General features: G+C 69.2%; 22 protein-coding genes. 6 read left to right on the top strand and 16 right to left on the bottom strand.

The genetic code is table 11. From position 1 onward, the window contains the following. Positions 1 to 111 precede the first annotated feature (111 nt). Positions 112 to 2,484, top strand: coding sequence for a sensor histidine kinase (locus GGQ93_RS08670; protein WP_183216426.1), 2,373 nt, complete (start codon positions 112 to 114; stop codon positions 2,482 to 2,484). 14 nt (positions 2,485 to 2,498) lie between these two features. Here GGQ93_RS08670 and GGQ93_RS08665 read toward each other — a convergent pair whose 3' ends face one another. Then, positions 2,499 to 3,725 (bottom strand): BaiN/RdsA family NAD(P)/FAD-dependent oxidoreductase, encoded by a 1,227-nt coding sequence (locus GGQ93_RS08665; protein ID WP_183216424.1) that lies wholly within the window; start codon positions 3,723 to 3,725, stop codon positions 2,499 to 2,501. 63 nt (positions 3,726 to 3,788) lie between these two features. Between GGQ93_RS08665 and greA the strand changes: the two genes are divergently transcribed. Then, positions 3,789 to 4,268 (top strand): transcription elongation factor GreA, encoded by a 480-nt coding sequence (gene greA, locus GGQ93_RS08660; protein WP_183216422.1) that lies wholly within the window; start codon positions 3,789 to 3,791, stop codon positions 4,266 to 4,268. 6 nt (positions 4,269 to 4,274) lie between these two features. On the opposite strand, the gene GGQ93_RS08655 is transcribed toward greA, so the two are convergent. The 12 genes from GGQ93_RS08655 to GGQ93_RS08600 all read right to left on the bottom strand — a co-directional run bounded on the left by GGQ93_RS08655 (position 4,275) and on the right by GGQ93_RS08600 (position 14,242). Continuing rightward, positions 4,275 to 4,688: a helix-turn-helix domain-containing protein gene (locus GGQ93_RS08655; RefSeq protein ID WP_182715039.1), complete on the bottom strand. Its 414-nt coding sequence runs from the start codon at positions 4,686 to 4,688 to the stop codon at positions 4,275 to 4,277. A gap of 22 nt (positions 4,689 to 4,710) precedes the next feature. Then, positions 4,711 to 6,363: an apolipoprotein N-acyltransferase gene (gene lnt / locus GGQ93_RS08650; protein WP_183216420.1), complete on the bottom strand. Its 1,653-nt coding sequence runs from the start codon at positions 6,361 to 6,363 to the stop codon at positions 4,711 to 4,713. Positions 6,364 to 6,367: 4 nt separating this feature from the next. Beyond that, a complete protein-coding gene (gene ybeY / locus GGQ93_RS08645; protein ID WP_183216418.1) occupies positions 6,368 to 6,829 on the bottom strand; it encodes an rRNA maturation RNase YbeY in 462 nt (153 codons plus the stop codon). Further along, the gene (locus GGQ93_RS08640) at positions 6,826 to 7,812 is read right to left on the bottom strand and encodes a PhoH family protein (RefSeq protein ID WP_183216416.1); all 987 of its coding nucleotides are present in this window, start codon (positions 7,810 to 7,812) and stop codon (positions 6,826 to 6,828) included. Before GGQ93_RS08640 ends, ybeY begins: the two co-directional genes overlap by 4 nt. Further along, positions 7,812 to 9,227 (bottom strand): tRNA (N6-isopentenyl adenosine(37)-C2)-methylthiotransferase MiaB, encoded by a 1,416-nt coding sequence (gene miaB, locus GGQ93_RS08635; RefSeq protein ID WP_183216413.1) that lies wholly within the window; start codon positions 9,225 to 9,227, stop codon positions 7,812 to 7,814. The genes GGQ93_RS08640 and miaB overlap by 1 nt, the downstream gene beginning before the upstream one ends. Positions 9,228 to 9,271: 44 nt before the next feature. Next, complete coding sequence (locus GGQ93_RS08630; RefSeq protein ID WP_054764392.1) at positions 9,272 to 9,757, bottom strand: Fur family transcriptional regulator; 486 nt, start codon at positions 9,755 to 9,757, stop codon at positions 9,272 to 9,274. A 27-nt stretch (positions 9,758 to 9,784) separates the two neighbouring features. After that, a complete protein-coding gene (rimI, locus tag GGQ93_RS08625) occupies positions 9,785 to 10,228 on the bottom strand; it encodes a ribosomal protein S18-alanine N-acetyltransferase (RefSeq protein WP_054764393.1) in 444 nt (147 codons plus the stop codon). Beyond that, positions 10,225 to 10,905, bottom strand: coding sequence for a tRNA (adenosine(37)-N6)-threonylcarbamoyltransferase complex dimerization subunit type 1 TsaB (gene tsaB / locus GGQ93_RS08620; RefSeq protein ID WP_183216411.1), 681 nt, complete (start codon positions 10,903 to 10,905; stop codon positions 10,225 to 10,227). Before tsaB ends, rimI begins: the two co-directional genes overlap by 4 nt. Positions 10,906 to 11,013: 108 nt before the next feature. Next, positions 11,014 to 11,421: a helix-turn-helix domain-containing protein gene (locus tag GGQ93_RS08615; protein ID WP_183216409.1), complete on the bottom strand. Its 408-nt coding sequence runs from the start codon at positions 11,419 to 11,421 to the stop codon at positions 11,014 to 11,016. Between the two features lie 45 nt (positions 11,422 to 11,466). Then, entirely contained in the window at positions 11,467 to 12,048 is a 582-nt protein-coding gene (locus tag GGQ93_RS08610) for a helix-turn-helix domain-containing protein (RefSeq protein WP_183216407.1), read from the bottom strand. Between the two features lie 58 nt (positions 12,049 to 12,106). Continuing rightward, entirely contained in the window at positions 12,107 to 12,667 is a 561-nt protein-coding gene (locus tag GGQ93_RS08605; protein WP_183216404.1) for a NifU family protein, read from the bottom strand. Between the two features lie 45 nt (positions 12,668 to 12,712). Next, the gene (locus GGQ93_RS08600) at positions 12,713 to 14,242 is read right to left on the bottom strand and encodes a helicase HerA-like domain-containing protein (RefSeq protein WP_183216402.1); all 1,530 of its coding nucleotides are present in this window, start codon (positions 14,240 to 14,242) and stop codon (positions 12,713 to 12,715) included. Positions 14,243 to 14,352: 110 nt separating this feature from the next. Here GGQ93_RS08600 and GGQ93_RS08595 point away from each other — a divergent pair, with 110 nt between their 5' ends. From GGQ93_RS08595 to GGQ93_RS08585, 3 genes are all read left to right on the top strand, one after another. Then, positions 14,353 to 15,477 (top strand): AI-2E family transporter, encoded by a 1,125-nt coding sequence (locus GGQ93_RS08595; protein WP_054764399.1) that lies wholly within the window; start codon positions 14,353 to 14,355, stop codon positions 15,475 to 15,477. A 354-nt stretch (positions 15,478 to 15,831) separates the two neighbouring features. Further along, positions 15,832 to 20,688, top strand: coding sequence for an NAD-glutamate dehydrogenase (locus tag GGQ93_RS08590; RefSeq protein ID WP_183216400.1), 4,857 nt, complete (start codon positions 15,832 to 15,834; stop codon positions 20,686 to 20,688). A 78-nt stretch (positions 20,689 to 20,766) separates the two neighbouring features. Then, entirely contained in the window at positions 20,767 to 21,234 is a 468-nt protein-coding gene (locus GGQ93_RS08585) for a universal stress protein (RefSeq protein WP_152949247.1), read from the top strand. A gap of 606 nt (positions 21,235 to 21,840) precedes the next feature. Here GGQ93_RS08585 and GGQ93_RS08580 read toward each other — a convergent pair. Next, positions 21,841 to 22,965 carry an MltA domain-containing protein gene (locus GGQ93_RS08580; protein WP_182714510.1) on the bottom strand — a complete coding sequence of 375 codons (1,125 nt, stop codon included), beginning with the start codon at positions 22,963 to 22,965 and terminating at the stop codon, positions 21,841 to 21,843. Next, positions 22,965 to 23,606, bottom strand: a complete 642-nt coding sequence (gene timA, locus GGQ93_RS08575; RefSeq protein WP_183216398.1) for a TIM44-related membrane protein TimA — start codon at positions 23,604 to 23,606, stop codon at positions 22,965 to 22,967. Before timA ends, GGQ93_RS08580 begins: the two co-directional genes overlap by 1 nt. A gap of 188 nt (positions 23,607 to 23,794) precedes the next feature. Between timA and secB the strand changes: the two genes are divergently transcribed. After that, on the top strand, positions 23,795 to 24,307 hold the full coding sequence (secB, locus tag GGQ93_RS08570) for a protein-export chaperone SecB (RefSeq protein WP_152949250.1): 513 nt from the start codon (positions 23,795 to 23,797) through the stop codon (positions 24,305 to 24,307). Positions 24,308 to 24,382: 75 nt separating this feature from the next. On the opposite strand, the gene dnaQ is transcribed toward secB, so the two are convergent. After that, positions 24,383 to 25,111, bottom strand: a complete 729-nt coding sequence (gene dnaQ / locus GGQ93_RS08565) for a DNA polymerase III subunit epsilon (RefSeq protein WP_182714507.1) — start codon at positions 25,109 to 25,111, stop codon at positions 24,383 to 24,385. Position 25,112 lies beyond the last annotated feature (1 nt).

The following is a 25,112-nucleotide window of genomic DNA, read 5'->3' as shown; positions in this document are numbered from 1 at the left end:
GGTCGGCGGGGCGCGCAACGGGGCGCGATGACGCGATCGGAGGGTCTGACTTTTTCGTGCTGCATTGAGGTATGGTAAAGGCGAATCAGGGCGCGGGACTCAAGGACAAGAATGGCCGAGGCCGACATCGCCTATGTCGCCACTGCAGGCGCAGCCGGACTGGCCTTGGGCGTCAGCGCCTGGGCCTTGCGGCTGCGCGCGCGTCTGAGCGCCGCCGTCGCCGCCGCCGAGCGGGACCGTGACGCCGCCCAGGCCGATCTAAGCCGCCACGACAGCATGTTGCGCGCCTTCGACGACGTGAGCCTGGCCTTGACGGCCGAAGGCGAGGCGAGCGGCGCGCCCATCGGCCCCGCCGAACTGATCGCCCGACTGACCGCCTCGGACGCCGCCGTGGGGTCGGGCATGGATCAGGGCGAGGCGGGCCAGGCCATACTGACGCGGCTGAGGTTGAGCCATGCGGTTTCGATCGAGGCCCTGGTCGAGGCCGGAAAGGCGTTCGAGAGCCTGATCGACCTCGGCGACATCGAGCCTTGGCGCGTCGAAGGCCGGGTCGCCGGCGGGGTCGCCTGGCTGCGCCTGTCGCCGGCGTCCCGCGTGGTGCTGACCGGAGCCGATGCGACCGAGAGCGGCCTGTCTCTGCTGGGCGACGCCTCGCCGATTCCGACCTGGATCGTGGACGGCGCCGGACGACTGGCCTGGGCCAACCGCGCCTGGTTGAGCGAGCTCGGCGCCCAGTCGGTGGATGAGGTGCTGGACAAGGGCCTGTCGTTCGACCGCGGGGCCGACGCCCTGATCGCCGAGGCGGGCCGGCTGGGGCTGCGTCAGGAAGGGTTCCGCTGGACGACCGGCGGCGGCCATCGCCGGGCCTGGCGGATCATCGCCGAACCGGCGGCCGGCGGCGCCGTGACCGCCTTCGCCATCGAGGTGACGGAGGCCGAAGAGACCCGCGACACCCTGCGCCGCCACGTCGACGCCCACGACGAGACGCTGAACCACCTCGCCGATGCGGTCGCCATCTTCGGCCCCTCCAAACGCCTGGCCTTTCACAACACCGCCTTCCAGACCCTGTTCGACCTGGACCCCGCCTGGCTGGACGAACGGCCGACCCATGCCGAGCTGCTGGACCGGCTGCGCCAGCGCCGCCGCCTGCCGGAGGTGGTGGACTACGCCGGATGGAAGGCCCGCGAGCTGGAATTCTACGGCGCGTCCCAGGCCGCGCCGGACGACAGCTGGTCCCTGCCCGACGGGCGGACGCTCCGAGTCGTGCGCCAGCCCCATCCGCTGGGCGGCATATTGCTGATCTTCTCGGACATCACCGACGAACTGAATCTGCGCAGCCGGTTCAACGCCCAGATCCAGGTGCAAAGGGCGACGCTCGACAAGCTGAACGACGCCGTCGCCGTCTTCGGCTCGGACGGGCGGCTGCGGCTGCACAATGAAGCCTTCGAGACCTTCTGGCGCCTGCCCAGCGATCGGATCGCCGCCTCGATCGAATTCGACGCCCTGGCCGAACTGTGCAAGGCCGTCCTGCCGGACCCGGCCCTGTGGCTGGGACTGAAGGCCCGGGTCGCCGATCCGGACCCCGAAAGCCGCATCGCCATCTCGGGCGAGGGACGCACGATCGACGGCCGCATCGCCGCCTGGCAGACCCGCCCCCTGCCGGACGGCGCCACCCTGGTCGCCTTTTCCGACGTGACGGCCCGTCGGGGCCTGGAACAGGCCCTGGTTCAGCGCGAACAGGCCCTGGCGGAAAGCCAAGCCTTGAAGCGCGAGTTCGTGGGCAATGTCTCCTATGAACTCCGCACGCCTTTGACGACGATCGTCGGCTATTCCGAACTTCTGGAGACGATGGGCGATCTGCCCGAGCGCAGCCGCCAGCATGCGGGCGCCATCCGCGTCGCCGCCGTCCAGCTGGCCCGCTCGATCGACGACGTTCTGGACATGGCCCAGATCGACGCCGGCGAGATGGAGCTGTCGCTGGGCGACGTCCGGGTCTGCGACCTGCTGAACGAGGCGGCCGAAAAGGTCCGGCCCAAGGTCGAGGGGCGCGGCGCCGTCCTGACCGTCGCCTGCGCCGCCGATCTCAGCCCCATTCGGGCCGACGAGCACCGGATCGGCCAGGCCCTGGATCATCTGCTGGAAAACGCCGCCCGCGCCGTTTCCGAAGGCGGGGCCGTCACCCTGACGGCCGAGGCCGGCGCGTCGGAGGTACGGCTGACCGTCTCCGATACGGGGCGCGGCATCCCCTATCATCTGCAGGCCCATGTGTTCGATCGCTTCGTCCGGCGCGAGCGGGGCGGACCGGGCGTCGGCCTGGCCCTGGTCAAGGCCCTGGTCGAACTGCACGGCGGCTGGGCCGAGGTGGAAAGCGAACCCGGAAAGGGCGCCGCCTTCATCCTGCATCTGCCCTATGGCGCGGCCACCACCGCCGCCCCGCCCGAACTGCAGCTGGATCAGCCCCAAGCCGCCGAGGCGGCCGGCTGAGCCGGAGCCGTCTCTCAGCCCTTCGACCCCAACCAGTCGAGCAGGCCGCGCGCCGCCGCGACGCCTGAGGCGAAACTGGCCTGAAGCAGATAGCCGCCGGTCGGCGCCTCCCAGTCCAGCATCTCGCCCGCGACGAAGACGCCCGGCCTGGCGATCAACATCGAGCGGGCGTCCACCGCCTCCAGCGCCACCCCGCCCGCCGTGGAGATGGCCCGGTCCAGCCCTTGGAACCCTGTCAACCGAACGGACGCGGCCTTGATGCGCTGGGCCAGGCTGAGCGGATCGGCCGGCAGGGAACCGGTCTCGCGCAGGAGGGCGACGGCCGATGGGTCCAGTTTCACCGTCTTACGCAGGTGGGTGGCCAGACTGGCCTTGAACCGGGGCCGCGCCAGACGCTCCGTCAGCTGTTCGACCGTCAGGCCGGGCTTCAGATCAAGGTGGATGTCGACCTGACCGTCGGCCTCGATCGCCTCACGCAGGGCCGCGGACAGGGCGTAGATCGCCCCGCCTTCCAGTCCATAGCGCGTGAGCATGACCTCGCCCGGGACCGTCCGATCCTTCAGGCGGACCGAGACAGGCTTCAGGGGCCGCCCGGCGAACCGCGCGCGAAAGGCGACGGACCAATCCACGTCAAAGCCGACATTGGCGGGGCGGAAGGGGGCGACGGTCACACCCTCGGCCTCCAGCCAAGGCTTCCAGTCGCCGTCCGACCCCAGGCGCGGCCAGCTGGCGCCGCCCAGGGCCAGGACGACGGCGTCAGGCCGCTCTCGCCGCTCGCCGTCAGGCGTTTCGAACACTAGATCCGCCCCCGACCAGCCGATCCAGCGCGACCGGGTGCGGATTTCGACGCCCAGCCCTTCCAGACGCGCCAGCCAGGCGCGGAGCAGGGGCGAGGCCTTCATGGCGCGCGGAAAGACGCGCCCGCTGGAGCCGACGAAGGTCGGCTGGCCCAGGCCCTCGACCCAGGCGATCAGATCATCCGGCCCGAAGTCGGCGATCCAGGCCCTCGCTGTTTCAGCCGCCGGGCCGTACCGGCCCAGAAAACGCTCCATCGGCTCCGAATGGGTCAGGTTCAGACCGCCGCGCCCCGCCATCAGCAGTTTTCGCGCCGGAGACGGCCTCTGTTCATGCACCACCACCTTCAATCCCGCCTGGGCCAGGCGTTCGGCGGCCGTCAGGCCGGCCGGTCCGGCGCCGACCACATGGATCGCGGGCTCGGCTTGACGGTCGGATTGGGTCATCGCCCCGCTTTGCCCGCTCGCCGCGACGCTGGCTATAGGGGACGGGATGGTTATGTTCGGCCGATGAGCGTCGCCTTCACCCGAGAAGAAGATCTGGAAGCCACCGCCGCCGACCTGGCGGACCGGCCGATCTCGCCCCACCCCAATCTGGTCACGGCCGAAGGCCTGGCCCAAATCGAGGCCGAACTGGCCTCGGCGCGCGCCGCCTACGCCGCCGCCCAGATCAAGGGGTCGATCGAAAGCGATCGGACCGCCATGGCCCGCGCCACCCGCGATCTGCGCTACTGGTCGGCCCGCAGGGCGTCGGCCCAGTTGGTGGAGCCGGGCGAGACCGACGGGCGCGTTCGTTTCGGGGGCTCGGTCCGCATCGAGCGCGACGACGGGCGATCCCAGACCTGGCGCATCGTCGGCGAGGACGAGGCCGATCCCGCGAAGGGCTCGGTCAGCCATGTGTCGCCGCTGGCCCGCGCCGTTCTGGGCCGGCGCATCGGCGACGAGGTGGTGGTGGCGGGCCGGACGGTGGAGATCACGGCGGTGGGCTGACCGCCTTCAGCTCGGCTTTTCGGCGGCGTCTCCCAGCATCTCGCGGATCATGTCCAGGATCAGCTTCTGATTTCGCAGGGGCAGATGCGGCGCCAGACGGGCGATCTCGACACTGTGTTTGGTCATCCGGGGCTCGTGGTCGAAGGCGGGCGCCTCCTCCTCGCCCACGCCGGCCTGGGCCGCACGAAAACCCGAAAAGAAGTAGGGAATCTCCACCTTCATGAAGTCGGCCATTTCGAACAGTTTCGAGGCCGAGACGCGGTTCGTGCCCTTCTCGTACTTCTGAACCTGCTGGAAACTGACGCCCAAGGCGCGCGCCAGGGCGCTTTGGGTCAAACCCAGGCCCAGACGCTTCTCCTGAACGCGGCGGCCGACGTGGATATCGACGGGATGGGGCTCCTCGAGTTTTTCGCGCGCCATCCCGATTCCCCTCGTCCCGCTGTCAGCCCCTAAGGCGAAGCCTAGTGGGAGAGGTCAACGGCCACAAGCCGGGACGGCGGCCGGCGAAAAGGGAAATCGCCAGGGCGGCCAGAAGACCCGCGAAAAAGAACGCGTCGCCCCATCGGCCGTAGGGGGTCACCGCCGTCGGGCGCGGCAAGGGCGCATCGATCACCCCGGCGACGCCGGGATCAAGCCTTTGATTCTGAACGATCCGGCCCCAGGGATCGATCATGGCCGAGATACCCGTCGGCGTGGCTCGCGCGATGGGCAGGCCGGTCTCGATGGCGCGATAGCTGGCCAGGTTCAAATGCTGGCGCGGCCCGGAGGTCGCGCCGAACCAGGCGTCGTTCGAGGCGTTGACGATCCAGTCGGGACGCCCGTCCGCGCCGGGCGTGAAGCCGGGATAAAGGCTTTCATAACAGATCAGCGGCTGGACCGGCGGAACGCCCGGAACGCGGATGGGCGCAGGAATGGGCCCGGCGGAGAAATCGCTCGGCATGTGAACCAGGCTGCGAAGCCCGACGGCCGTCATGATCGAACCCAGCGGCAGATACTCGCCGAACGGCACCAGCCGATGCTTGTCATAGACGGCGGCGATCCGCAGGCCCGGCCCGCCTTCGTCCACCAGGGCGAACAGGCTGTTGTAATAGCGGGCGCCCTCTGGGGCCGTTGGATCAGGTTCGCCCCGCGCCAGCCCCATCATCAAGGTTTGCCCCGGCCGCACGGCGCCGGCGATGGCGGCCGCATCCGCCGAGGCGAAGACGTCATTGGCCGAGGCCGGCAGGGCGCCCTCGGGCCAGACCACCACGTCGGGCGTTCGGGCGGCCGGCTGTCTCGTCAGGGCGACGTAGCGATCGACGATGGAGCGATAGGCCTCGGGCGACCACTTGGTTTCCTGTTTGACGTCGGCCTGGACCAGGCGAACCACGGTGTCGGTGAACCGCAACTCGGCCTGGGCCAGGCGCACGGCGCCGAAGAGGCCGATGGCGGCCAAGGCCAGAACGCCCAGTCCGGCCGAAATCAGACGGCTGCGCGCCGCGCCGGGGCCGATCGGGGGCGCGAGGGCCGCAGTCGCCGCAACCGTGACCAGACTCAATCCATAGACCCCGACCACCGAGGCGAACTGGGACATGCCCCCGCCCGCCCGCCAGGTCGCGCCAGCCGGGTTCCAGGGAAAGCCGGTCAGCACATGGCCGCGCAGCCATTCGGCGGCGCAGAACAGGGCGGCGAACAACAGAACCCGAACGACGCCTATGGGTGCGAACCGGCGATAGAGGGCGCAGGCGACGCCCCAGAAGAGCCCCAGGCCCGCCGGCAGCAGGCTGGCGGCGAAGGGCGCCATCCAGGCCTGTTCCGGATTGACGAAGAAGGCCTCCGCCACCCACCAGCAGCCGATGAAGAAATAGGCGAAGCCCGCCAGCCACCCCATCCAGAAGGCGCCGCGCGGGGTGTCCGACCGTTCCGACAGGATCATCAGCAGCGGATAGCCCAGGAGGCCGACCAGCACCCCGAACGGCGGATGGGCCAGGGCCGTCCCCGCCCCGGCCGACAAGGCCAGACCGATGCGGATCAGACGCCAGGTCCAGGCGCGACGCTTCTCGGGAAGGGCGCGAACGCGGGCGGCGAAACGGTCGAGCGCGGCGTCGGGAAACATAGTGTCAGTCCTGCCCCTCTACAGAGACATCCGCGGCATAGGGGTCAGCGACGCCCAGTTCGGCCAGGATCTCGCGCTCCTCGGCCTCCATCGCCTCGGCCTCGGCCTCGTCCTCGTGATCGCGGCCCAACAGGTGCAGCACCCCATGGACGACCAGATGGCTCAGATGGTCCGACAGGCTCTTGCCCTGAACGTTCGCCTCGGTCGCGCAGACGCCATAGGCCAGGACGATGTCGCCCAGGTGGGGCGCGGCGTTCTCGGGCGCGGGAAAGGACAGGACATTGGTCGGCTTGTCCTTGTCTCGGAATCGGGCGTTCAGCGCCCGCACAGCCTCGTCGTCGGTCAGCAGGACGACGACGTCGCCCGCCACGGCGCCCAGGGCCGCCGCTGCGGCCCGTTCCGCCACGGCTTCCGCGTCAGGCAGGGCGGCGCTCCAGGCCTCGGCCTCGATTTCGATGTCGATCATTCGGCGTCTTCAAGGTCCGGGGTCGGTCGGGACCGGGCGGCGTCGGCGTCATAGGCGCGCACGATCCGCTCGACCATGGCGTGGCGCACCACGTCCTCGGCCGCGAACCTCAGGATGCCGACGCCCTGGACCCCGTCCAGGATCCGCAGGGCATGGGCCAGGCCGGAATCGCGGGGGTTCAGCAGGTCGATCTGGGACGGGTCGCCCGTCACCACCATCCGCGCCCCCTCGCCGAGACGCGTCAGGACCATCTTCATCTGCAGACGCGAGGTGTTCTGGGCCTCGTCGACGATGACGAAGGCGTGGCTGAGGGTGCGGCCGCGCATGAAGGCGATGGGGGCGGCCTCGATCTCGCCCTTGTCGCGACGGCGCTGCACGTCCTCGGCGCCGAGAATGTCGTTCAGCGCCTCCCAGATTGGGGCCAGATAGGGATCGACCTTTTCGTTCAGGTCGCCGGGCAGAAAGCCCAGCTTCTCGCCCGCCTCGACCGCCGGGCGGGTGATGACCAGCCGGTCCACCTGGCCGCGCCGCAGCAGGGAGGCGCCGTAGGCGGCCGCCAGGAAGGTCTTGCCCGTGCCGGCCGGGCCGACCCCGAAGCTGAGCTCGCACCGGCCCAGCATGTCGACATAGGCGGCCTGGGCCTTGGTCTTGGGCACGATGGCGCCGCGCTTGCCGCCGGGCAGGGAGACGCCCGCCGCCGCCAGACCCGGCGCGCCCTTGCCGCCCCGCGCCTGACCCAGGGCGGCGCGTACGTCGGCCTCTGTGACCTCGGCGCCCAAGGCGGCGCGCTTGGCCAGATCCTCGATCACGCGGCGGGCGTCGGCCCGATCGCGCATGCCCCCGTTGACGGAGACCCCGCCGCCCGGCGCCTCGACCAGAACCTTGAAGGCGTCCTCGATCAGGGCGACGTGACGGCTGTTGGGTCCGATCACCGCCCTCAGTTCGGCGTCATTCAGGGGAACGAACTCGGACTCTCTCGCCACTAGGCCGCCTTTTCCTTTTCCGCCGCCCCTGGGGCGACAAGCCGGCCCGTCAGACTGTTCTGCTGGCCGGAAATGATTTCGACCGGAACGATCTGGCCGATCAGATGATCCGCGTCGTCGACATGGACCGACTGGAGATAGGGCGAGCGACCGATGGCCTGGCGGCGATCGGGATGGCGGCCCTTGCGGTCGAACAGGACATTCAGGGTCCGGCCCGCCTGGGCCTGGTTGAAGGCCGTCTGCTGTTCGGTCAGCAGTTCGATCAGCCGATGCAGCCGTTCCTTGGCCACCTCGGGCTCGATCTGACGGCCCATGCCGGCGGCTGGGGTGCCGGGACGAGGCGAATACATGAAGGCGAAGGCCGAGGCGTATCGGACCTGGCGCACCAGATCGAGCGTCTCCTCGAACTCGCGATCCGTCTCTCCGGGGAAGCCGACGATGAAGTCGCCCGAGAGGGCCATGTCCGGCCGGGCTTCGCGGATGCGGGCGATCAGATCGAGGTAGGTCTGGCGGCCGTGCTTGCGGTTCATCAGCCGCAGGATGCGGTCCGAGCCCGCCTGAACCGGCAGGTGCAGATAGGGCATCAGGGCGTCCAAGTCGCCGTGGGCGGCGATCAGCGCGTCCGACATGTCGTTGGGGTGGCTGGTCGTATAGCGGATCCGGTCCAGTCCGGGGATCTCCGCCAGGGCGTAGGCCAGTTCGGCCAGGCTGGACTTGCGCCCGTCCGGCCGTTCGCCGTCATAGGCGTTGACGTTCTGGCCCAGCAGGGTGACCTCGCGCACGCCGCGACCGGCCAGCTGTCGCGCCTCTTCCAGCACCGAGGCCAGGGGCCGCGACCATTCTGCGCCCCGCGTATAGGGCACCACGCAGAAGGTGCAGAACTTGTCGCAGCCTTCCTGCACCGTCAGGAAGGCGGTCGGCCCCTCGGTGAAACGGGCGGCAGGCAGGGCGTCGAACTTGTCGTCAGGCGCGAAGTCGGCGCCGATCCGTTCGCCCCGGGCCCGCGCCGTGCGGGTCAGAAGCTCGGGCAGCTGATGATAGGCCTGGGGGCCGACGACGATGTCGACCGCCGGCTGGCGTTTGATGATCTCCTCGCCCTCGGCCTGGGCGACGCAGCCGGCGACGGCGATGGTCATGTCGCCGCCCGTCTGGCGCTTGAGGTCGCGCAGTTCGCGGATCTTGCCGAGCTCGGAATAGATCTTCTCGGCCGCCTTCTCGCGGATGTGGCAGGTGTTCAGGATGACGAAGTCGGCCGCCTCGACCTCCTCCGTCACGGCATAGCCCAGCGGTCGCAGCACATCGGCCATGCGCTCGCTGTCATAGACGTTCATCTGACAGCCGTAGGTCTTGATGAACAGCCGCTTGGAGGGCGTGTTCTGCGCGGCCTCGGCTTTGGGAACCAGGGTCTCGGTCATGTCGGGCTTATGATCGCCCGCACCGGCGAGGACAAGACCGGGTTTCAGCCCGCATCCACGTCTTCGGGCGCCACGCGCGCGGCATGGCGTTTGAAGATGAGCCCTTCACGCTTGGACGGTTCGGCGCCGTCGATCGGGACGCCGTAAAGCTCCAGCTTGTGGCCGATCAGTTCGAACCCCAGCCGTTCGGCGATCTCGGACTTCAGCTTTTCGATCTCGGCGTCGAAGAATTCGATCACCTCGCCGGTCTTGGTGTCGATCAAGTGATCGTGATGGTCGTCGCCGGCCTCTTCATAGCGGCTGCGGCCGTCGCCGAAGTCGTGCTTCTCGACCACGCCCGCCTCTTCGAACAGGCGCACGGTGCGATAGACGGTGGCGATCGAAATATGCGGGTCGATCGAGGAGGCGCGGCGGTACAGCTCCTCCACATCGGGGTGGTCTTCCGCCGAGGAGAGCACCCGGGCGATCACCCGGCGCTGTTCGGTCATACGCATGCCGCGGTCGGCGCAGAGTTTTTCAATCCGGTCCATAGGCCTAGAATAGGGGCTCAGGCCGCTTCAGGGAAGCGGCGCCGTGTCCGGATTCATCGCAAGATCGCGTCCCAGCACCAGGGCGTCGGTTCGACCGCCGTCGGGCCGCGCATAATAGGCCTTGCGTCGCCCGATCGGGCGGAAGCCGGCGCGGTCGTAAAGGGCGCGGGCGGCCGCATTGTCCTCGGCCACCTCCAGAAACAGGCGCACGGCCCCGGCCTGGGCGGCGGCGACGGCCGCCTGACCGACCAGTCTCCCGCCTAGGCCGGCCCGCCGCGCCTCGGGCCGCACCGCCAGGGTCAGGATCTCGGCCTCATCCAGCACGATCCGGATCAGGATGAAGCCGTCCGGTTCGACCACCGCCAAGACGCCGGGCTGGGCCAGGAGGGCGGCGAACTCGTCCCGGCTCCAGGGCGCCGGAAAGGCTCGCGCATGCACGGCGGCCAAGGCGGCGGGATCGGGACGGATCATGGCGCGGTCTGGCGGGGCTGTCCCGGCAGACGGGTGGGCGGCGCCGCATCGGGCGCGCGCAGATACAGGGGCCGGGGCGGATGGGCGGCGGGATCGGCCGACCGGGTCAGCCGCGCCAAGGCCGTCGGCGCGGGGGCGACCACCGGATCGGCCGAGGCCAGGCTCAGCTCAGGATAGGCTTCGTTCAGAAGACCGGCCCCGCTGCCGACCGCCTGAACCTTCGTCCCCAGAGCGGCGATGCGGTCTGCGGCCGCCTCCAGGGGCAGGGCCTCTTCCGGGCCGAGGGTCCGGCCGTCCGAGAAGAATTTGGCGTAGACCTGACCCCGCCGGGCGTCGATCAGGGCCGCGACCGGGACGCCCGCCGTCGCCAGGGGATCAGCCAGGGCGTCCAGCGTGGACACCCCCACGACCGGCCGCCCCAGGGCGGCGCCCAGACCCTGGGCGAAGGCCAGGCCCACTCTCAAACCGGTGAAGGAGCCCGGCCCGACCGTGACGCCGATCCGATCAAGACGATCGAAACCGCCCCCCGCCTCGGTCATGACGTCGCGCACCAGACCGCCCAGCCTTTCCTGGTGGCCCTTGGCCATCGGTTCGAACCGCACCGACAGGGGCCGGTCGTCCTCAAAAACCGCCGCCGTACAGGCGCCCAGCGCCGTATCAATGACCAAGAGTCTCATGCCGGCCTTCTAGAGGCTGACAGGCCGATGGGAAATCGCTTTGCGGCCTCAACCCGCCCTCGGCCGCCGCCCAGGCCGCGCGTAAGACCGCGCGTCAGGCCGCGTCTCCTAGGCCGCGCGCGACAGAACCTCGACCAGCTGCGTCAGGGCCTGTCTTACGGAACGGTCCTCAGTGGCGGCGAAGCCGGCGGCCATGGCCAGGCCTTCCGGCGTGGCGGCCAGGGTCCGCATGATCGAGAGGTCGGTCGGCTCGCCGGCCTCCGCCCGCGCCGGAAAAAAGGCGCTGATCGGCATGGACAGGGCGATCGCCAGATTGTGCAGCCGGGCGGCCGATATCCGGTTCTGCCCGCCTTCGTACTTCTGCACCTGCTGGCAGCTGACCCCCACCATCTCCCCCAGCGCCGTCTGAGACAGGCCCAGGGCCTGACGCCGAGCGGCGATCCGCGCGCCCACATGCAGGTCCACAGCCTCGACTGAGCGGGCGTTCCGACGGGGAGCGGCGGGGCGGCTGTTCATGGCTCGAAGATGGCGCAACCTGTCCGGGTATGCAACCTTTTCGTTTCATTGCTCGTGGCGCGCCGTGACCAAGCAGAGCTGCGCCACCCGGCTGTGATCTATGACTTCCTTCCCTTCCAGACCGCCGACGCCCCGCACGTGCAGGCCGTCGGCGGCCGAGCGATCAAAAATGCGCGCCAGCCGCTGACCGTCGGTCGTCAGGATTACGCAGCCCTGCCCCGATCGCGGCTGACCCGGACGATAGTCCAGAACGACGCCGCGGTCGGCCCAGGGCGACAGGGCGTCGTCAGTCACTTCAAGGCGATGGGTCTGAGGGATGGACGCGCCGGAGAAGGCGCGACCCCGCGCTTCGAGACCGGCCGCCGGACCGGTCGCCGCCGCGTCCGGGCCTCCGGCCGCCAGCAGAGCCAGGGCCTCGGGCGTGGAATCCAGGGCGCCGGTCAAACGCCGCTGGACATCAGGCCGAAACAGGCCCGGCCGACGACCGGCCTCGTACAGGCCCCAACCCTGGCTGGTCATCTCCAGTCGAGCGCCGGCCTCGGCCTGGGACAGGCCGCGTTGGCGACGCAGGGCGGCGAGGGCCTCGCCGAGACGGAGAACATGAGGATCAGGGACGAAGCGCGCCATCAGAAGTTAAAGATGGCGCCTCCTTGCACGTCTGGCGATAATTTAAAGCGGGATCGCCCTAGATCGTCTGCTCGACCCGCGTCACCTCAGGCACATAGTGGCGCATCATCTGTTCGACCCCCGCCTTCAGGGTGGCGGAGGACGACGGACAACCCGAACAGGCGCCGCGCATCCGCAAGGACAGGACGCCGGTGGCCTCGTCGAAGGAATCGAACAGGATGTCGCCGCCGTCCTGGGCCACCGCCGGGCGGATGCGGCTGTCCAGCAGGGCCTTGATCTCGGCGACGATCTCGCTGTCGGCCTCGGCGTGCTGATCGACATCGGCGGCCTGGCCGCGCGTCAGGGGCGCGCCCGAGACGAAATGGTCCATGATGACGCCCAGGATCGGCGCCTTCATCTCCGACCAGTCCGGCCCGGAAACGCTGCGGACGACGGAAACATGATCGGCGCCGAACAGGACGGCCTCCACCCCCTCCAGCTCGAACAGGGCTTCGGCGAGCGGCGAGGCGGTCGCCTCGTCGATCGTCCGGTATTCCAGCGTGGCCGACGGCGAGACCTCCCGGCCGGGCAGGAACTTCAACGCATTGGGATTGGGCGTGGGCTCGGTCTGGATGAACATGGGCCGGAGATGCGCACGACGCCGACGGCTTGCAAGTCTTAAACGCTAACGCCGACGCAGGCTTCCCAGAACGCCGCGCAGCAGTTCGCGGGTCAGGGTCGATCCGGCCGTGCGCAGCACGGACTTGGTCAGGGCCTCCATCGGGGTCTGCCGATTGGATGTTCGCTTGCGCCGCGCCGGCGCCGGTCGGACATCGTCCCCGTCATGGTCCTGGGCGGTCTGCGCGCCCGGCTTGACCCGGCCTTGGGCCTTGAGATCCGCCTGGACCTCGGCCTCCCGTTCGGCGGCGGCGTGGCGGGCGGCGAGGACTTCTTCAGCGGATTCGCGGTCCAGGACCGGCTCATACCGGCCCTGGACCGGGCTGGCGGCGATTACGGCGGCGCGTTCGGCCTCGGTCGCCGGCCCCAGCCGCGAGGCGGGCGGCCGGATCCTTGTGCGGGCCACGACCGTGGGCGCGCCCTTGTCGTCCAGAACCGACACCAGGGCCTCGCCGACCCCCAGGGCCTGGATGGCTTCGGCCGTGTCGAAGGCGGGGTTGGGGCGGAAACTCTGGGCCGCAGCCTTCAGCCCCTTCTGTTCGGACGGCGTATAGGCGCGCAGGGCGTGCTGGATGCGATTGCCCAGCTGCGCCAGGACGCTGTCGGGAATATCGGCCGGATTCTGGGTGACGAAATAGACGCCGACCCCCTTGGACCGGATCAGCCGCACCACCTGTTCGACCTTCTCCAGCAGGGCGCGCGGCGCGTCGTTGAACAACAGGTGGGCCTCATCGAAGAAGAAGACCAGACGCGGCTTCTCCGGATCCCCGACCTCCGGCAGCTGTTCGAACAGTTCCGACAGCAGCCACAGCAGGAAGGCCGCATACAGACGCGGACTGTTCATCAGCCGGGTGGAATCCAGCACATTGACCTGGCCCCGGCCGTCCAGGCCGACGCGGATGACGTCCTCCAGCTTCAAGGCCGGCTCGCCGAAGAAGGCCGCGCCCCCCTGCTGTTCCAGCTGAAGAATCGCCCGTTGAACGGCGGCGATCGAGGCTGGGGCGACATGGCCGACCTCGCGTCCGATCCGCTCGGCGTTCTCCCCGACATAGGCCAGAAGGCTGCGCAGATCGTCGATGTCCAACAGGAGCAGCCCCTCCTGATCGGCGACGTGGAAGACCACCGTCAGCACGCCCTCCTGGACCTCGTTCAGGTCCAGCATCCGCGCCATAAGCACCGGGCCGATCTCGGAGACCGTCGTGCGGATCGGATGGCCCTTTTGACCATAAAGATCCCAGAACACCGTGGGCGCCGCGGACGGGGTCAGGGCCAGGCCCATGTCGGCGGCGCGGGCCAGCAGCTTTTCGTTCGGCGTCCCGACCTGGGAAATCCCCGACAGGTCGCCCTTCACATCGGCGCAGAAGACCGGGACGCCCGCGTCCGAAAAGCCCTGGGCCAGGATCTGCAGCGTCACCGTCTTGCCGGTTCCCGTCGCCCCGGCGACCACGCCGTGGCGGTTCGCCCGATGGAACAGAAGGGCCTGGTCCTGGCCTTCGTCGGACTGGCCAAGGAAAAGACCGGCGGGGGTGTCGGACATCGAAAGGTCTCCAGAAGCGGGACGAAGGTCTAGCGCAGTCGCGGGCGGGTCGGAACCGCCGCCTTCAAGGCCGGTTGACGGCGTTCTTCGCCCCACCGACAAGGGTGGCCATGAAGAGCCCCATCACCATGCAGTCTTCGGCCGTCTCGCGAAACGCCCTGGTCTTGATCGCCACCGTCGCGGCCGGTGCGGCCCTCTACTGGCTGCGCGACATACTGACGCCCCTGGCCATGGCCGTTTTCCTGTTGATCATGATAGACGGGGTCAAGCGGTCCGTGGCGGCGCGCACTCCTTTGAACGACCGCTGGGCGGGGACAGCGGCCCTGCTGCTGGTGGTCCTGGCCTTCTTCGCCTCCATCGCCATCATCGTGAACGGCGCCGCCGGCTTCTTCGGCGAGGCGTCGGGCGTGTCGCAGAACATCGGGCCGCGCATCGACCAGATCATCCGCGACGTCTACGCCCTGATCCGGCTGAACAATCCGCCCACGGCCCAGGACCTGATCAACGGCGTCGATCTGCGCGGCTATCTGACCTCCGTGGCCTTTCAGGTGCAGGGCATCGCCTCGGGCGCCTTCTTCGTCCTGGTCTATCTCGGTTTTCTTCTGGCCTCGCAGATCGGCTTCCGGCGCAAGATCATCGCCATGTTCCCCCACCGGCATCAGCGCGACGAAGCGATCGCCGTGTTCAACCGCGTCCGCGGCGGGGTCGAGGGCTATCTGTGGGTCCAGACCGTGACCGGGGCCCTGATCTGCGCCGCCGCCTGGATATTGATGCGGGCCGTCGGGCTTCAGAACGCGGAGTTCTGGACCTTCGTCATCTTCATCGTCGGCTTCATCCCGGTTCTGGGCGGGGCTGTGGCGGGTCTGGCCCCGCCCCTGTTCGCCCTGGTGCAGTTCCCCAGCTATTGGCCGGCGCTGATCCTGCTGGTGGGGCTTCAGACCATTCTGTTCATCGTGGGCAATCTGGTCCAGCCGCGCATGCAGGGCGACAACCAGAACATCGACCCGGTGGTGGTCCTGCTGGCCCTGGCCTTCTGGGGCAAGCTGTGGGGCGTGGTCGGCATGTTCCTGTCGACCCCGCTGGCCGTGATGGCCATGGCGATCCTGGCCGAGTTCAAGGGTTCGCGCTGGATGGCCGTCCTGCTGTCGGGCGACGGCGAGCCCTATGCGGACGAACACAAGACGGCGCATCACAGGCGGGGCTCATTCTCCAAGGACGACGCTGACGAAGCCTGAGGCCGCCGTGCGGCGTCAGGCCGCAGAGAAACCTGTGACGCCGGCCTCTTGAAACCCGCCCCGGACAGCCCATCTGATCGTCAACGCCGCGGCCATCCCCCCTCCGACCGCGGCCGAGCGAGGCCGACGCCCCTCCCCTCCCCATGCGTCGGTCCGCGCAGGCCGCCGAGTTCCCCCACTCGGCGGCCTTCTCGTTTGCGGCGCCGCACAACCGTTCCAACCTGAACGCTGTTCATGAGAATCTTCGCCCCTCAGGGGCTTCCCGAGCGATCAGTCCTGGCCTAGTCAGCGGTGTGGCGCTGCGTCGCGCCAGCCCCCAGCGGCCCCGGCCGCGTCGCCCGAGACTGGAAGTCCATGACCGCCCTCGATCCGCGCTCTGCAAAGGTTCAGCCGATCACCCCGGCCCTGCTGGAAGCTTCATTCGCGCGGATTCTGGGAACCAGCCCCGGCGAGGCGGAGCGCTCCTTCCTGGCTCAGGCGCACGAGGACTACGCCGCCGACGAAACGCCGGAGCTGGACGGAGAGGATCTGGCCGCCCTGCTCGCCGCCTCCTGGCGCGCCGCCGGCGACTATCCGGCCGGCTCCCCGCCGCTGATCACCGTGGGGCCGTTGTCGGGCGCCGACGGCCAGGCCCTGGACTACGACCTGGTCCGCATCGTCCAGAACGACGCCCCCTTCCTGGTGGACAGCGTCATGGGCGTCCTGGCCGAGGCCGGGGTCTCCGTGCGCGCCCTCTTCCACCCCGTCGTCGCGCTGGACGGACGCCGACTGTCGGTCATCATCCTGGTCATCGACCCCGTGCCCCAGGAACGCCGCGACGCCCTGGGCGAGGGCCTGGCCCAGAGCCTGAGCGACGTCCACGCCGCGGTCGAGGACCACGAGGCGATGGCCGCCCTGATGCGCCAGGCCGTGCAGAGGTTGGAAACCACTCCGCCCGCGGTCGATCCGGCCATACTGGAAGAAAACATCGCCTTCCTGAAATGGCTGAAGAGCGACCATTTCGTCTTCCTGGGCGCACGCGACTACGACTATCCGCGCGGGGCCGACGGCGACTATGAGGCCGAGGCCCCCCTGAGCCAGTCGGGCGCCGGCCTGGGCATTCTGGCCGATCCGGAACGCACCGTTCTGCGCCGCGCCTCCGAACCGGCCGTCCTGACGCGCCAGATGCGCCGCCAGCTGGACTTCAGCGACCCCGTCACCGTGGCCAAGGCCAACGCCCGTTCGCGGGTCCACCGCCGGGCCTATATGGATTATGTCGGGGTCAAGCGGTACGGGCCGGACGGCAAGGCGACCGGCGAAACCCGGTTCGTGGGCCTGTTCACCTCCGAGGCCTATGACCGTCTGGCGACCGAGACCCCGCTGATCCGCCGCAAGGTGGCCAACGTCCTGTCGCGCGCCGACAAGGCGCCGGGCAGCCACAATGAAAAGCGGCTGAAGAACATCCTCGACAACTATCCGCGCGATGAGCTGTTCCAGATCAGCGAGGACGAGCTGCTGTCCATCGCCCTGGGCATTCTGCACCTATACGACCGGCCGCGCATCCGCCTGTTCACGCGCCAGGATCCGTTCGACCGCTTCGTCTCGGTCCTGTGTTTCATTCCGCGCGAGAAGTTCGACGCCTCCGTGCGCGAGCGGATCGGCCAGATCGTCGCCCGCGCCTGGGGCGGGCGCGTCTCCGCCTGGTATCCTCAGCTTTCGGACGCGCCCCTGGTTCGGGTCCATTTCATCATCGGCGTGACGCCCGGCGAACATCCGGTTCCCGACGCGGCCCAGCTGGAACAGGATGTGGCCGAGGCCGGTCGCAGCTGGATCGAACGGTTCGAAGCCGCCCTGCGGCGGGCCGAGGTGGCTGATGTCGAGGTCGGCCCGCTCAGCGCACGCTGGGCTCGCGCCTTCGGGGCCGCCTATCGCGACCGCTATGACGCCGATGAGGCGGCGGTCGATCTGCGTGAGATGGATCGGCTGAACGCCACCGGCCAGGTCGGCGCCGGCGAGCCCGTGGCGGTCCGGGCCTTCCGCAATCTCGACGACAGTCCGCTTCAGTTCCGTTTCAAGCTTTATCGTCGCGGCCCCTCCGTCCCCTTGTCCGACGTCCTGCCGATCATGACGGACATGGGCCTGAAGACGCTGGAGGAATACGGCTATTCCATCCGGCCGATGGGCGAGGAAGAGATTCACGTCCATGAATTCCTGATGGAGGATCCGCGCGGCGAGGATCTGGTCTTTGCGGACGTCAAGGGGCCGTTCGAGCGCGCCTTCGCCGCCGTCTGGAGCGGCCTGACCGAGAGCGACGGCTTCAACCGACTGGTGATCGAACTGGGGATGGAGTGGCGCGAGGCCGCCCTGATCCGCACCCTGGCCCGTTATCGTCAGCAGACGGGTCTGGACCCGTCCCAGGCCGTGCAGGAAGAGGCCCTGCGCGAATATCCCGAGGTGTCGCGCGCCCTGCTGGCCCTGTTCAAGGCCAAGTTCGAGCCGAACGGCGCCGCCGTGGAGACGCGCCAGGAGACCGTCGACGCCTTGGCGGCCCAGATCACCGCCCTTCTTCAGGCGGTGAAGAGCCTGGACCACGACCGCGCCCTGCGTCGCATCGCCGCCCTGATCGGCGCGATCAAGCGCACCAACTACTTCCAGCAGGACGCTGACGGCCTGCCCAAGCGGCACATCTCGATCAAGATCGCCTCCAGCGAGCTGGAAGACCTGCCCCTGCCCAAGCCCTATCGCGAAATCTTCGTCTGGGCGCCGCACGTCGAGGGCGTGCACCTGCGCTTCGGCCCGGTCGCGCGCGGGGGCCTGCGCTGGTCGGACCGTCGCGACGACTTCCGCACCGAGGTCCTGGGCCTGGTCAAGGCGCAGCAGGTCAAGAACGCCGTCATCGTGCCGGTCGGCTCCAAGGGCGGCTTCTATCCGAAGCAACTGCCCCGCACGACCGACCGAGAGGCTGTTCAGGGCGAGGCCATCCGCGCCTATCGCACCTTCCTGTCGGGCCTTCTGGACATCACCGACAACATCGCCGCCGACGGCGCGGTGACCCGTCCGGCCCATGTGGTCGCCTGGGAGCAGGACGATCCCTATCTGGTCGTCGCGGCCGACAAGGGCACGGCGACCTTCTCGGACATCGCCAACGGCGTCTCGGCGTCCTACGGCTTCTGGCTGGGCGACGCCTTCGCCAGCGGCGGTTCGATCGGCTATGACCACAAGGCCATGGGCATCACCGCCCGCGGCGCCTGGGAGGCGGTGAAGCGCCACTTCCGCGAACTGGGCAAGGACATCCAGACCGAGCCTTTCACAATGGTCGGCGTCGGCGACATGTCCGGCGACGTCTTCGGCAACGGGGCCCTGCTGTCGAAGGCGACCAAGCTGGTCGCCGCCTTCGACCATCGCGACATCTTCATCGACCCGGATCCGAACCCCGAAGTCAGCTGGGCGGAGCGCAAACGCCTGTTCGACCTGCCGCGCTCGTCCTGGCAGGACTATGACAAGGGCCTGATCTCGGCCGGCGGCGGCGTCTTCTCCCGCTCGGCCAAGTCGATCCAGCTGACGCCTGAGATCAAGGCGGTTCTGGACATCGCCGAGGACGCGCTGGACCCGGTCAGCTTGATCCGCGCCATACTGAAGGCGCCGGCCGAGCTGCTGTATCTGGGCGGGATCGGCACCTATGTGAAGTCCGCCGCCGAGACCGACGCCCAGGTGGGGGACAAGGGCACCGACGCCCTGCGGATCAACGCCGACGAACTCAGGGTCAAGGTGGTGGGCGAGGGGGCCAATCTGGGCTTCACCCAGGCCGGGCGGATCGTCTTCGGTCAGAACGGCGGGCGCATCAACACCGACGCCATCGACAATTCGGCGGGCGTGGACACCTCGGACCATGAGGTCAACATCAAGATCCTGGTCGGCTCGGCCGTGACCAACGGCGTCCTTCCGGCCGAGGAGCGGACCCCGCTGCTCGCCTCCATGACCGAAGAGGTCGGGCGCAAGGTTCTGGCCCACAACTACGACCAGACCCTGGCCCTGACCCTGCAACAGGCGGAAGGGGCCGGCGCCCTGGACGCCCAGCAGCGGTTCATGCAGAGCCTGTCGGCGCGCGGCAAGCTGGACCGCAAGGTCGAGGGCCTGCCCTCCGACGCCCGCATCAAGGAGATGATGGCCTCGGGGATTCCTCTGGCGCGGCCCGAGCTGGCGGTCCTGACCGCCTACGCCAAGCTGGAACTGTCCGAAGAGATCGTGGCGTCCCAGGCGCCCGAGGATCCCTTCTTCGAGCAGATTCTGGTGCGCTACTTCCCCGACGCCCTGGCCCGGTTCGAACCGCAGATGAAGAGCCACCGTCTGCGGCGCGAGATCATCGCCACGGTCCTGTCGAACGAAGTGGTCAATATGTGCGGCCCGACCTTCCCGGACCGCCTGCGCGGCTCGGCGGAATGCGACACCACCGCCCTGATCATCGCCTTCGAGGCGGCGCGGCGCATCTTCCGGCTGGATGAGGCCTGGGACGCCGTCTCGAACCTGGATCTCAAGATTTCCGCCGAGGCGCAGACGGCCCTCTATCGTGAGATCGCCGTGGTCCTGCGCCGCCAGACCTTCTGGCTGGCGCGCCGCGCCAAGAACGGCGCTTCGGTCCAGGCGCTGATCGACCGCTATCGCCCCGTCGCCGACGCGCTCCAGGCCGAGGGCGCGCCGGTCCTGTCCCGTTTCGAACAGGGACGATTGGACGAACGGGTCAAGACCTTCGCCGACCACGGGGCGCCGGAGGATCTGACCCGGCGGATCGGCGTGATGCGGCCCTTGGTCGCCGCCGCCGACATCGGCGACATCGCTCAGGAGACGGGCTGGCCGGTCGCCGCCATGGCCCGGCTCTACCACCAGGTGGGCGCCGCCTTCGATTTCGACCGGCTGCGCGCGGCCGCCGGCTCGATCCCGTCGGTCGATCATTTCGATCGCCTGGCCGTTCGCCGCCTGATCGAGGATCTGATGACCGAACAGGCGACGCTGACGCGCGCCGTGGCGCGGGCGTCGGACGCTTCGGTGGGGATCAGCGAAGACGCCGCCGAAGGGGCCGTCGACGCCTGGATCGGCTCGAAACTGGCGGTGGTCGAGGGGGTTCGCGCCTCGGTGGACGAGATCGAACAGTCGGGCGCAGGCTGGACCTTCGCCAAGCTGACGATCGCCAACGCCACCATTCGCGACCTGGCCTCCGCGGCCGGCAAGGGCTGAACCGGCTGCGGCCGAGACTTGACGAGGGGGCCGCATCCCGGCCTCCTCCGTCAGGGAAAACCGGCTGGGGAGGCCGTCATGCCGAGAAAGTTCCTGGTCGTCGTCGACGACAGTCCTGAGTTCGAAGCCGCCCTGCGCTTCGCCTGCCGGCGGGCCAAGTCCACCGGCGGGCGGGTGGTCATGCTGCGTGTCCTGGCCTCGCACAGCGACGCCCACTGGTCCGGCGCGCGCGAGGAGATCGAGCGGCAGCAGCGCGAAGAGGCCGAGGCCCTGCTGAACCGGCTGGGCGAGGAGGCGATGGAGCGGTCGGGCGCGCCGCCGGTCTTCCTGATCGAGAAGGGCGAGCCCCAGGCGGCGATCAAGAAGGTCGTGGGCGACGATCCGGACATCAAGATCCTGGTCCTGGCGGCGGGATCGGGCTCACGCGGCCCCGGCCCCCTGGTCTCCGCCATATTGAAACAGGGCGCCCATGTGGGAGGCCGCAAACTGCCCGTCACCATCGTCCCCGGCGAACTGACCGAGGCGGAGATCGAGGACCTGGCCTAGGGCCAATCGAAATTGGGCCTGCCGCCGTCCTGCCGGGCGGCGCGCAGCCGCCAGCCCAGGAGAAGCGCCTCGGGCGTTGAAGACTCTATTCCATTGAGTGTCGGTCTTCCTTCCCGCGTCAGCGGAAGGGAAAAACGTCTGGCGGCGGAACGCCGATTGAGGATGGGTTCATCACAACGGGGCACGACGAGGTCACGGCGAACACGGCGGGTTCCGATGGCGTCGTGACCGCTGTGAATCCGCCGTGATCGCTGTGATGAACCCGGTCGCCGCATCAAGGCCTGTGACGCGGGAAGAGCGGCCTGACCGCAGTAGGCTGAATGTCGATTGAACCTGGAGCCTGATCGGCGCGATGTCCGCCTTAAGGCCGCGCCAATTCAGAGGCTTGCAGATCCGATCGAGGATCTGCCCGGCGCCCCTTCAGCCGCGCCTATAATGGCGCCCCGGTCTTTGACATCGCCAAGAGGGCAGAGCGCGTCCGACACCGGACAGTCCGGTCGGTGTCCGACAGTTTCTTCATGGAAATCAAAGGCCGTCGGACAGATCGGACACATCGGACACCTTTTTTTCGACCCGACGGACCGCCCAGGCCGAAGCGCGGCGTCCTCAGCCCTTGGGGATCAGCCGCCACATATGCAGGGGATGGCGCACCGTCCCGGCCTCGGCGCCGGCGGCGTCTCCACGACCCATATAGAGGTCGGCCCGCACCGGGCCGCGAATGGCCGAGCCCGTATCCAGGGCCATGGCCAGACCGCGATAGGAGGTCGTGGCGCCGCGAAGATTTCCGCCGTCCGCCTCCAGCCAAACCAGGTCCCCGTAGCGCCACTGGGACGGATCGACCGCCACCGCCCGGCGCTCGATCAGGGGCAGGCCCGCCGCCCCGGCGGGATGGCCGTCGTCGTCGGGGTCCAGCCGGAAGAAGATGTAGCGGGGGTTCAGGGCCATGACGGCCTGGGCCTCGGGTCCGCGATGGTCGGCCAGCCAGGCGCGGATCGCCTCTCCGGACGTGCCGTTCTCCGGCAGCAGGCCTTGGCGCGCCATCGGCCGGGCGATGCCGACGAAGGGCCGGCCGTTGTCGCCGGCGTAGGCCGCGCGGGCGCGGGTTCCGTCCTCGAAGGTCAGATAGCCGGAGCCCTGGATCTGGAGGAAGAAGAGGTCCTCGGCCCGCATCCAGGCCAGGGCCTGGTCGGGGCGGGCGTCGGCCTCGATGGCCGCCCGGTCGCCGGCGGCGCGGGGATCGGCCGGCTTGGGCAGGACGGGCGCCGAAAACTCCGCGTCCGGGGCGCGGCGGGCCGAATATTCCGGAGCGAAATAGGCGGTCAAAAGGCCGGGACGCCCGTCTGAGGTCTGCGCCGGGACCGCGCTGAAACGGGCTTCGAAAAAGGCCCGCGCGTCGGACGGAGTGACGGGAGCGGCCGCCATGGCCTGAGCGCGGCTGCAGACGGCGCGGCCGGCCGCATCCCGCGCGGCGGCGCAGCCGCCGACATAGGCGCGAAAGGCCGCCAGATGATCCTCGTCGTTCCAGCCGGGCAGCACCGCCGGGCTGACGCCCTCGGCGGGGCTGGGCGCGGGCAGATAGGGGCGGGGACCCGCCTCAGTCTCCGAGGGCCGGGACGCCGGCGGCGTCTGAGGAAGAGGCGGGGTGATCGCCGGGCCCGTGGAGCAGGCGGCGACCGCCAGCAGGGGCCACAGACGCGCCGTCCGCCGGCCGAGCCGGCGCGAGGCCGACATCAGGCGCTGGCCGGCTCGACGCGGGCCAGGACCCAGTTGGGATCGGCGGCGCCCAGGCTGCGTTCGAAGGTCCAGTGTTCGGCGGTGCGGCGTTCCTCGACCAGGGGCTCGCCGGTCACGGAATCGGCGGTCTCGCCCGAGGCCTTGGTCACGCGGCTGCGCAGTTCGGCCAGGAAACGGACCTTGGCCACGGCCTTGTCGCCCTGGGCCGTGGCGCCTTCCAGATCGGCGCGGGGCGGGAAGAGGAATTCGACCGTCTCCGTCTCGCCCCGGGTCTCCCGCGCCGCGATGCCGGCCTCGAACGAGGCCATGACGGTCGGCGTCAGAAGGGGTTTCAAGGCGGCGCGATCGCCGGCGGCGTATCCGCGCACGATGGTCTCATACGCTTGACGCGCCCCTTCCAGGAACCGGTGCGGATCGAAGGCGGGATCGCGCGCCTTCAAACCCGCAATCGACGCCAGAAGGGCGGCGTCCTGGGCCGGCGTCTTCGAGGCCTCGGGGGCAGTCGGGCTGGGCGGGGCCAAGGTCTTGGCGTCCTCCTGCGGCTGACGCCCCACCTTCTTTCCCAGCACATTGTAGAGCTGGAACAGGACGAAGGCCGCGATGACGGCGAAGATCACGATCTGGAACTGGACCGGCAAGGGGACTTCCTGAATGTCGGCGCGCGAAGGAGAAGGCGCGAGGGAGACGATTAGGGGCTGATATAGGAGGAAGCAAGGCGCGGCGCGCCCCCCGGCGCAGGTGCGACATTGCGGCCGGCCGCCCCGGCGTGTTAGTCGCGGCGCCTTATTCCGGCCCTATCGGCCCTTTTTCGCAATCGAACACGCCCATGACCGACGCCGCTCCGCCCGCCGACACCCCCGCACCGGCCCAGCCTCAGCAGGGTCAACCCGCAGGCCCCGGCTTCCGCATCCTGGCCCAGTATGTGCGGGACTTTTCGTTCGAAAACCCGCGCGCCCCGGAATCCCTGCGTATCGACGGCAAGCCGGCGATCGACCTGGGCGTCGAAATGTCGGCCCAAGGCCGCCCCGACGGTCTGTTCGAACTGGACCTGAAGCTGTCGGTCAAGGCGACCCACGAGAACCAGGCCGTCTTCCACGTCGAACTGGTCTATGGCGGTCTGTTCCAGCTGGCGAACGTCCAGGAGCAGGACATTGAGCCCTTGCTGCTGATCGAATGCCCCCGTTATCTCTTCCCGTTCGCCCGCGAAATCATCGCCCGCGCCACGGCCGACGGCGGCTTCTATCCGCCCTTCATGCTGGACCCGATCGACTTCGCCGCCATCTATATCGCGCGCCAGCAGCAGATCGCCCAGCAGCCGGTCGAGACCGGCCAGGCCTGAGCCGAACCCAAATTGACGAGGGAAGGGCGGTCCTCAGAGGGGCCGCCTTTTTCGTTTCGGCCGAGGCGCGTGGAATCAGGCCGCCGCCTCTTCGTCGGCCCCGACGCCGTAGGCCGCCCAGAGCGACCGGTCCTTCAGGGTCTCGGCCAGGAAGGCTAGATGGTCCGCCTGCTCCTCCGGCGTCGAACGCGGAGCCAGGGGGCGGGGGCGGGGGCCGTAAGCAGCCGCTTGAACAGCGCCGGTCGCGCCGCGGCTCGCCGCCGGGGTCGACGACAGGTCCAGCACCCGCTCCTTGCCGCCGCGCAGCTCCAGATAGACCTCGGCCAGCAGACGGGCGTCGATCAGGGCGCCGTGCAGGGTCCGCTCGACCAGGGACACCTTGAAGCGCTTGCACAGGGCGTCCAGCGAGTTGGGCATGCCCGGAAACCGCGCCTGGGCCAGTTTCAGGGTGTCGATCCAGCGCGCCTCGCCGGTGATCGGCCGGCCGCAGCGCGCATATTCGAAGTCGATGAAGTTCCGGTCGAAGGCGGCGTTATGGGCGATCATCGGGGCGTCGCCGATGAATTCGATCAGATCGTCGACGATCTCGTGGAATTTGGGAGCGTCCTTGACCTTCTCGTCGGTAATGCCGTGGACGCGGATCGCGTCCGGCGGGATCAGCCGCTCGGGATTGACGAACCGGTGGAAGGTGCGGCCCGTCGGCAGCAGGTCCAGCAGTTCGATACAGCCGACCTCGATCAGCCGGTCGCCCGTCTTGGGGTCGAAGCCGGTGGTTTCGGTGTCCAGAACGATCTCGCGCGCCATC

Origin of the sequence: Brevundimonas aurantiaca (assembly GCF_014199955.1) — a bacterium.
GTDB classification, from domain to species: domain Bacteria; phylum Pseudomonadota; class Alphaproteobacteria; order Caulobacterales; family Caulobacteraceae; genus Brevundimonas; species Brevundimonas aurantiaca.
This window is presented reverse-complemented; position numbering and strand designations above follow the sequence as displayed.

Bases quoted from the DNA above. Each gene is read 5' to 3' on its own strand.
- GGQ93_RS08670 (WP_183216426.1), top strand. From the start codon at position 112: ATGGCCGAGGCCGACATCGCCTATGTCGCCACTGCAGGCGCAGCCGGA.
- GGQ93_RS08665 (WP_183216424.1), bottom strand. From the start codon at position 3,725: ATGACCCAATCCGACCGTCAAGCCGAGCCCGCGATCCATGTGGTCGGC.
- greA (WP_183216422.1), top strand. From the start codon at position 3,789: ATGAGCGTCGCCTTCACCCGAGAAGAAGATCTGGAAGCCACCGCCGCC.
- GGQ93_RS08655 (WP_182715039.1), bottom strand. From the start codon at position 4,688: ATGGCGCGCGAAAAACTCGAGGAGCCCCATCCCGTCGATATCCACGTC.
- lnt (WP_183216420.1), bottom strand. From the start codon at position 6,363: ATGTTTCCCGACGCCGCGCTCGACCGTTTCGCCGCCCGCGTTCGCGCC.
- ybeY (WP_183216418.1), bottom strand. From the start codon at position 6,829: ATGATCGACATCGAAATCGAGGCCGAGGCCTGGAGCGCCGCCCTGCCT.
- miaB (WP_183216413.1), bottom strand. From the start codon at position 9,227: ATGACCGAGACCCTGGTTCCCAAAGCCGAGGCCGCGCAGAACACGCCC.
- GGQ93_RS08630 (WP_054764392.1), bottom strand. From the start codon at position 9,757: ATGGACCGGATTGAAAAACTCTGCGCCGACCGCGGCATGCGTATGACC.
- rimI (WP_054764393.1), bottom strand. From the start codon at position 10,228: ATGATCCGTCCCGATCCCGCCGCCTTGGCCGCCGTGCATGCGCGAGCC.
- tsaB (WP_183216411.1), bottom strand. From the start codon at position 10,905: ATGAGACTCTTGGTCATTGATACGGCGCTGGGCGCCTGTACGGCGGCG.
- GGQ93_RS08615 (WP_183216409.1), bottom strand. From the start codon at position 11,421: ATGAACAGCCGCCCCGCCGCTCCCCGTCGGAACGCCCGCTCAGTCGAG.
- GGQ93_RS08610 (WP_183216407.1), bottom strand. From the start codon at position 12,048: ATGGCGCGCTTCGTCCCTGATCCTCATGTTCTCCGTCTCGGCGAGGCC.
- GGQ93_RS08605 (WP_183216404.1), bottom strand. From the start codon at position 12,667: ATGTTCATCCAGACCGAGCCCACGCCCAATCCCAATGCGTTGAAGTTC.
- GGQ93_RS08600 (WP_183216402.1), bottom strand. From the start codon at position 14,242: ATGTCCGACACCCCCGCCGGTCTTTTCCTTGGCCAGTCCGACGAAGGC.
- GGQ93_RS08595 (WP_054764399.1), top strand. From the start codon at position 14,353: ATGAAGAGCCCCATCACCATGCAGTCTTCGGCCGTCTCGCGAAACGCC.
- GGQ93_RS08590 (WP_183216400.1), top strand. From the start codon at position 15,832: ATGACCGCCCTCGATCCGCGCTCTGCAAAGGTTCAGCCGATCACCCCG.
- GGQ93_RS08585 (WP_152949247.1), top strand. From the start codon at position 20,767: ATGCCGAGAAAGTTCCTGGTCGTCGTCGACGACAGTCCTGAGTTCGAA.
- GGQ93_RS08580 (WP_182714510.1), bottom strand. From the start codon at position 22,965: ATGTCGGCCTCGCGCCGGCTCGGCCGGCGGACGGCGCGTCTGTGGCCC.
- secB (WP_152949250.1), top strand. From the start codon at position 23,795: ATGACCGACGCCGCTCCGCCCGCCGACACCCCCGCACCGGCCCAGCCT.
- dnaQ (WP_182714507.1), bottom strand. From the start codon at position 25,111: ATGGCGCGCGAGATCGTTCTGGACACCGAAACCACCGGCTTCGACCCC.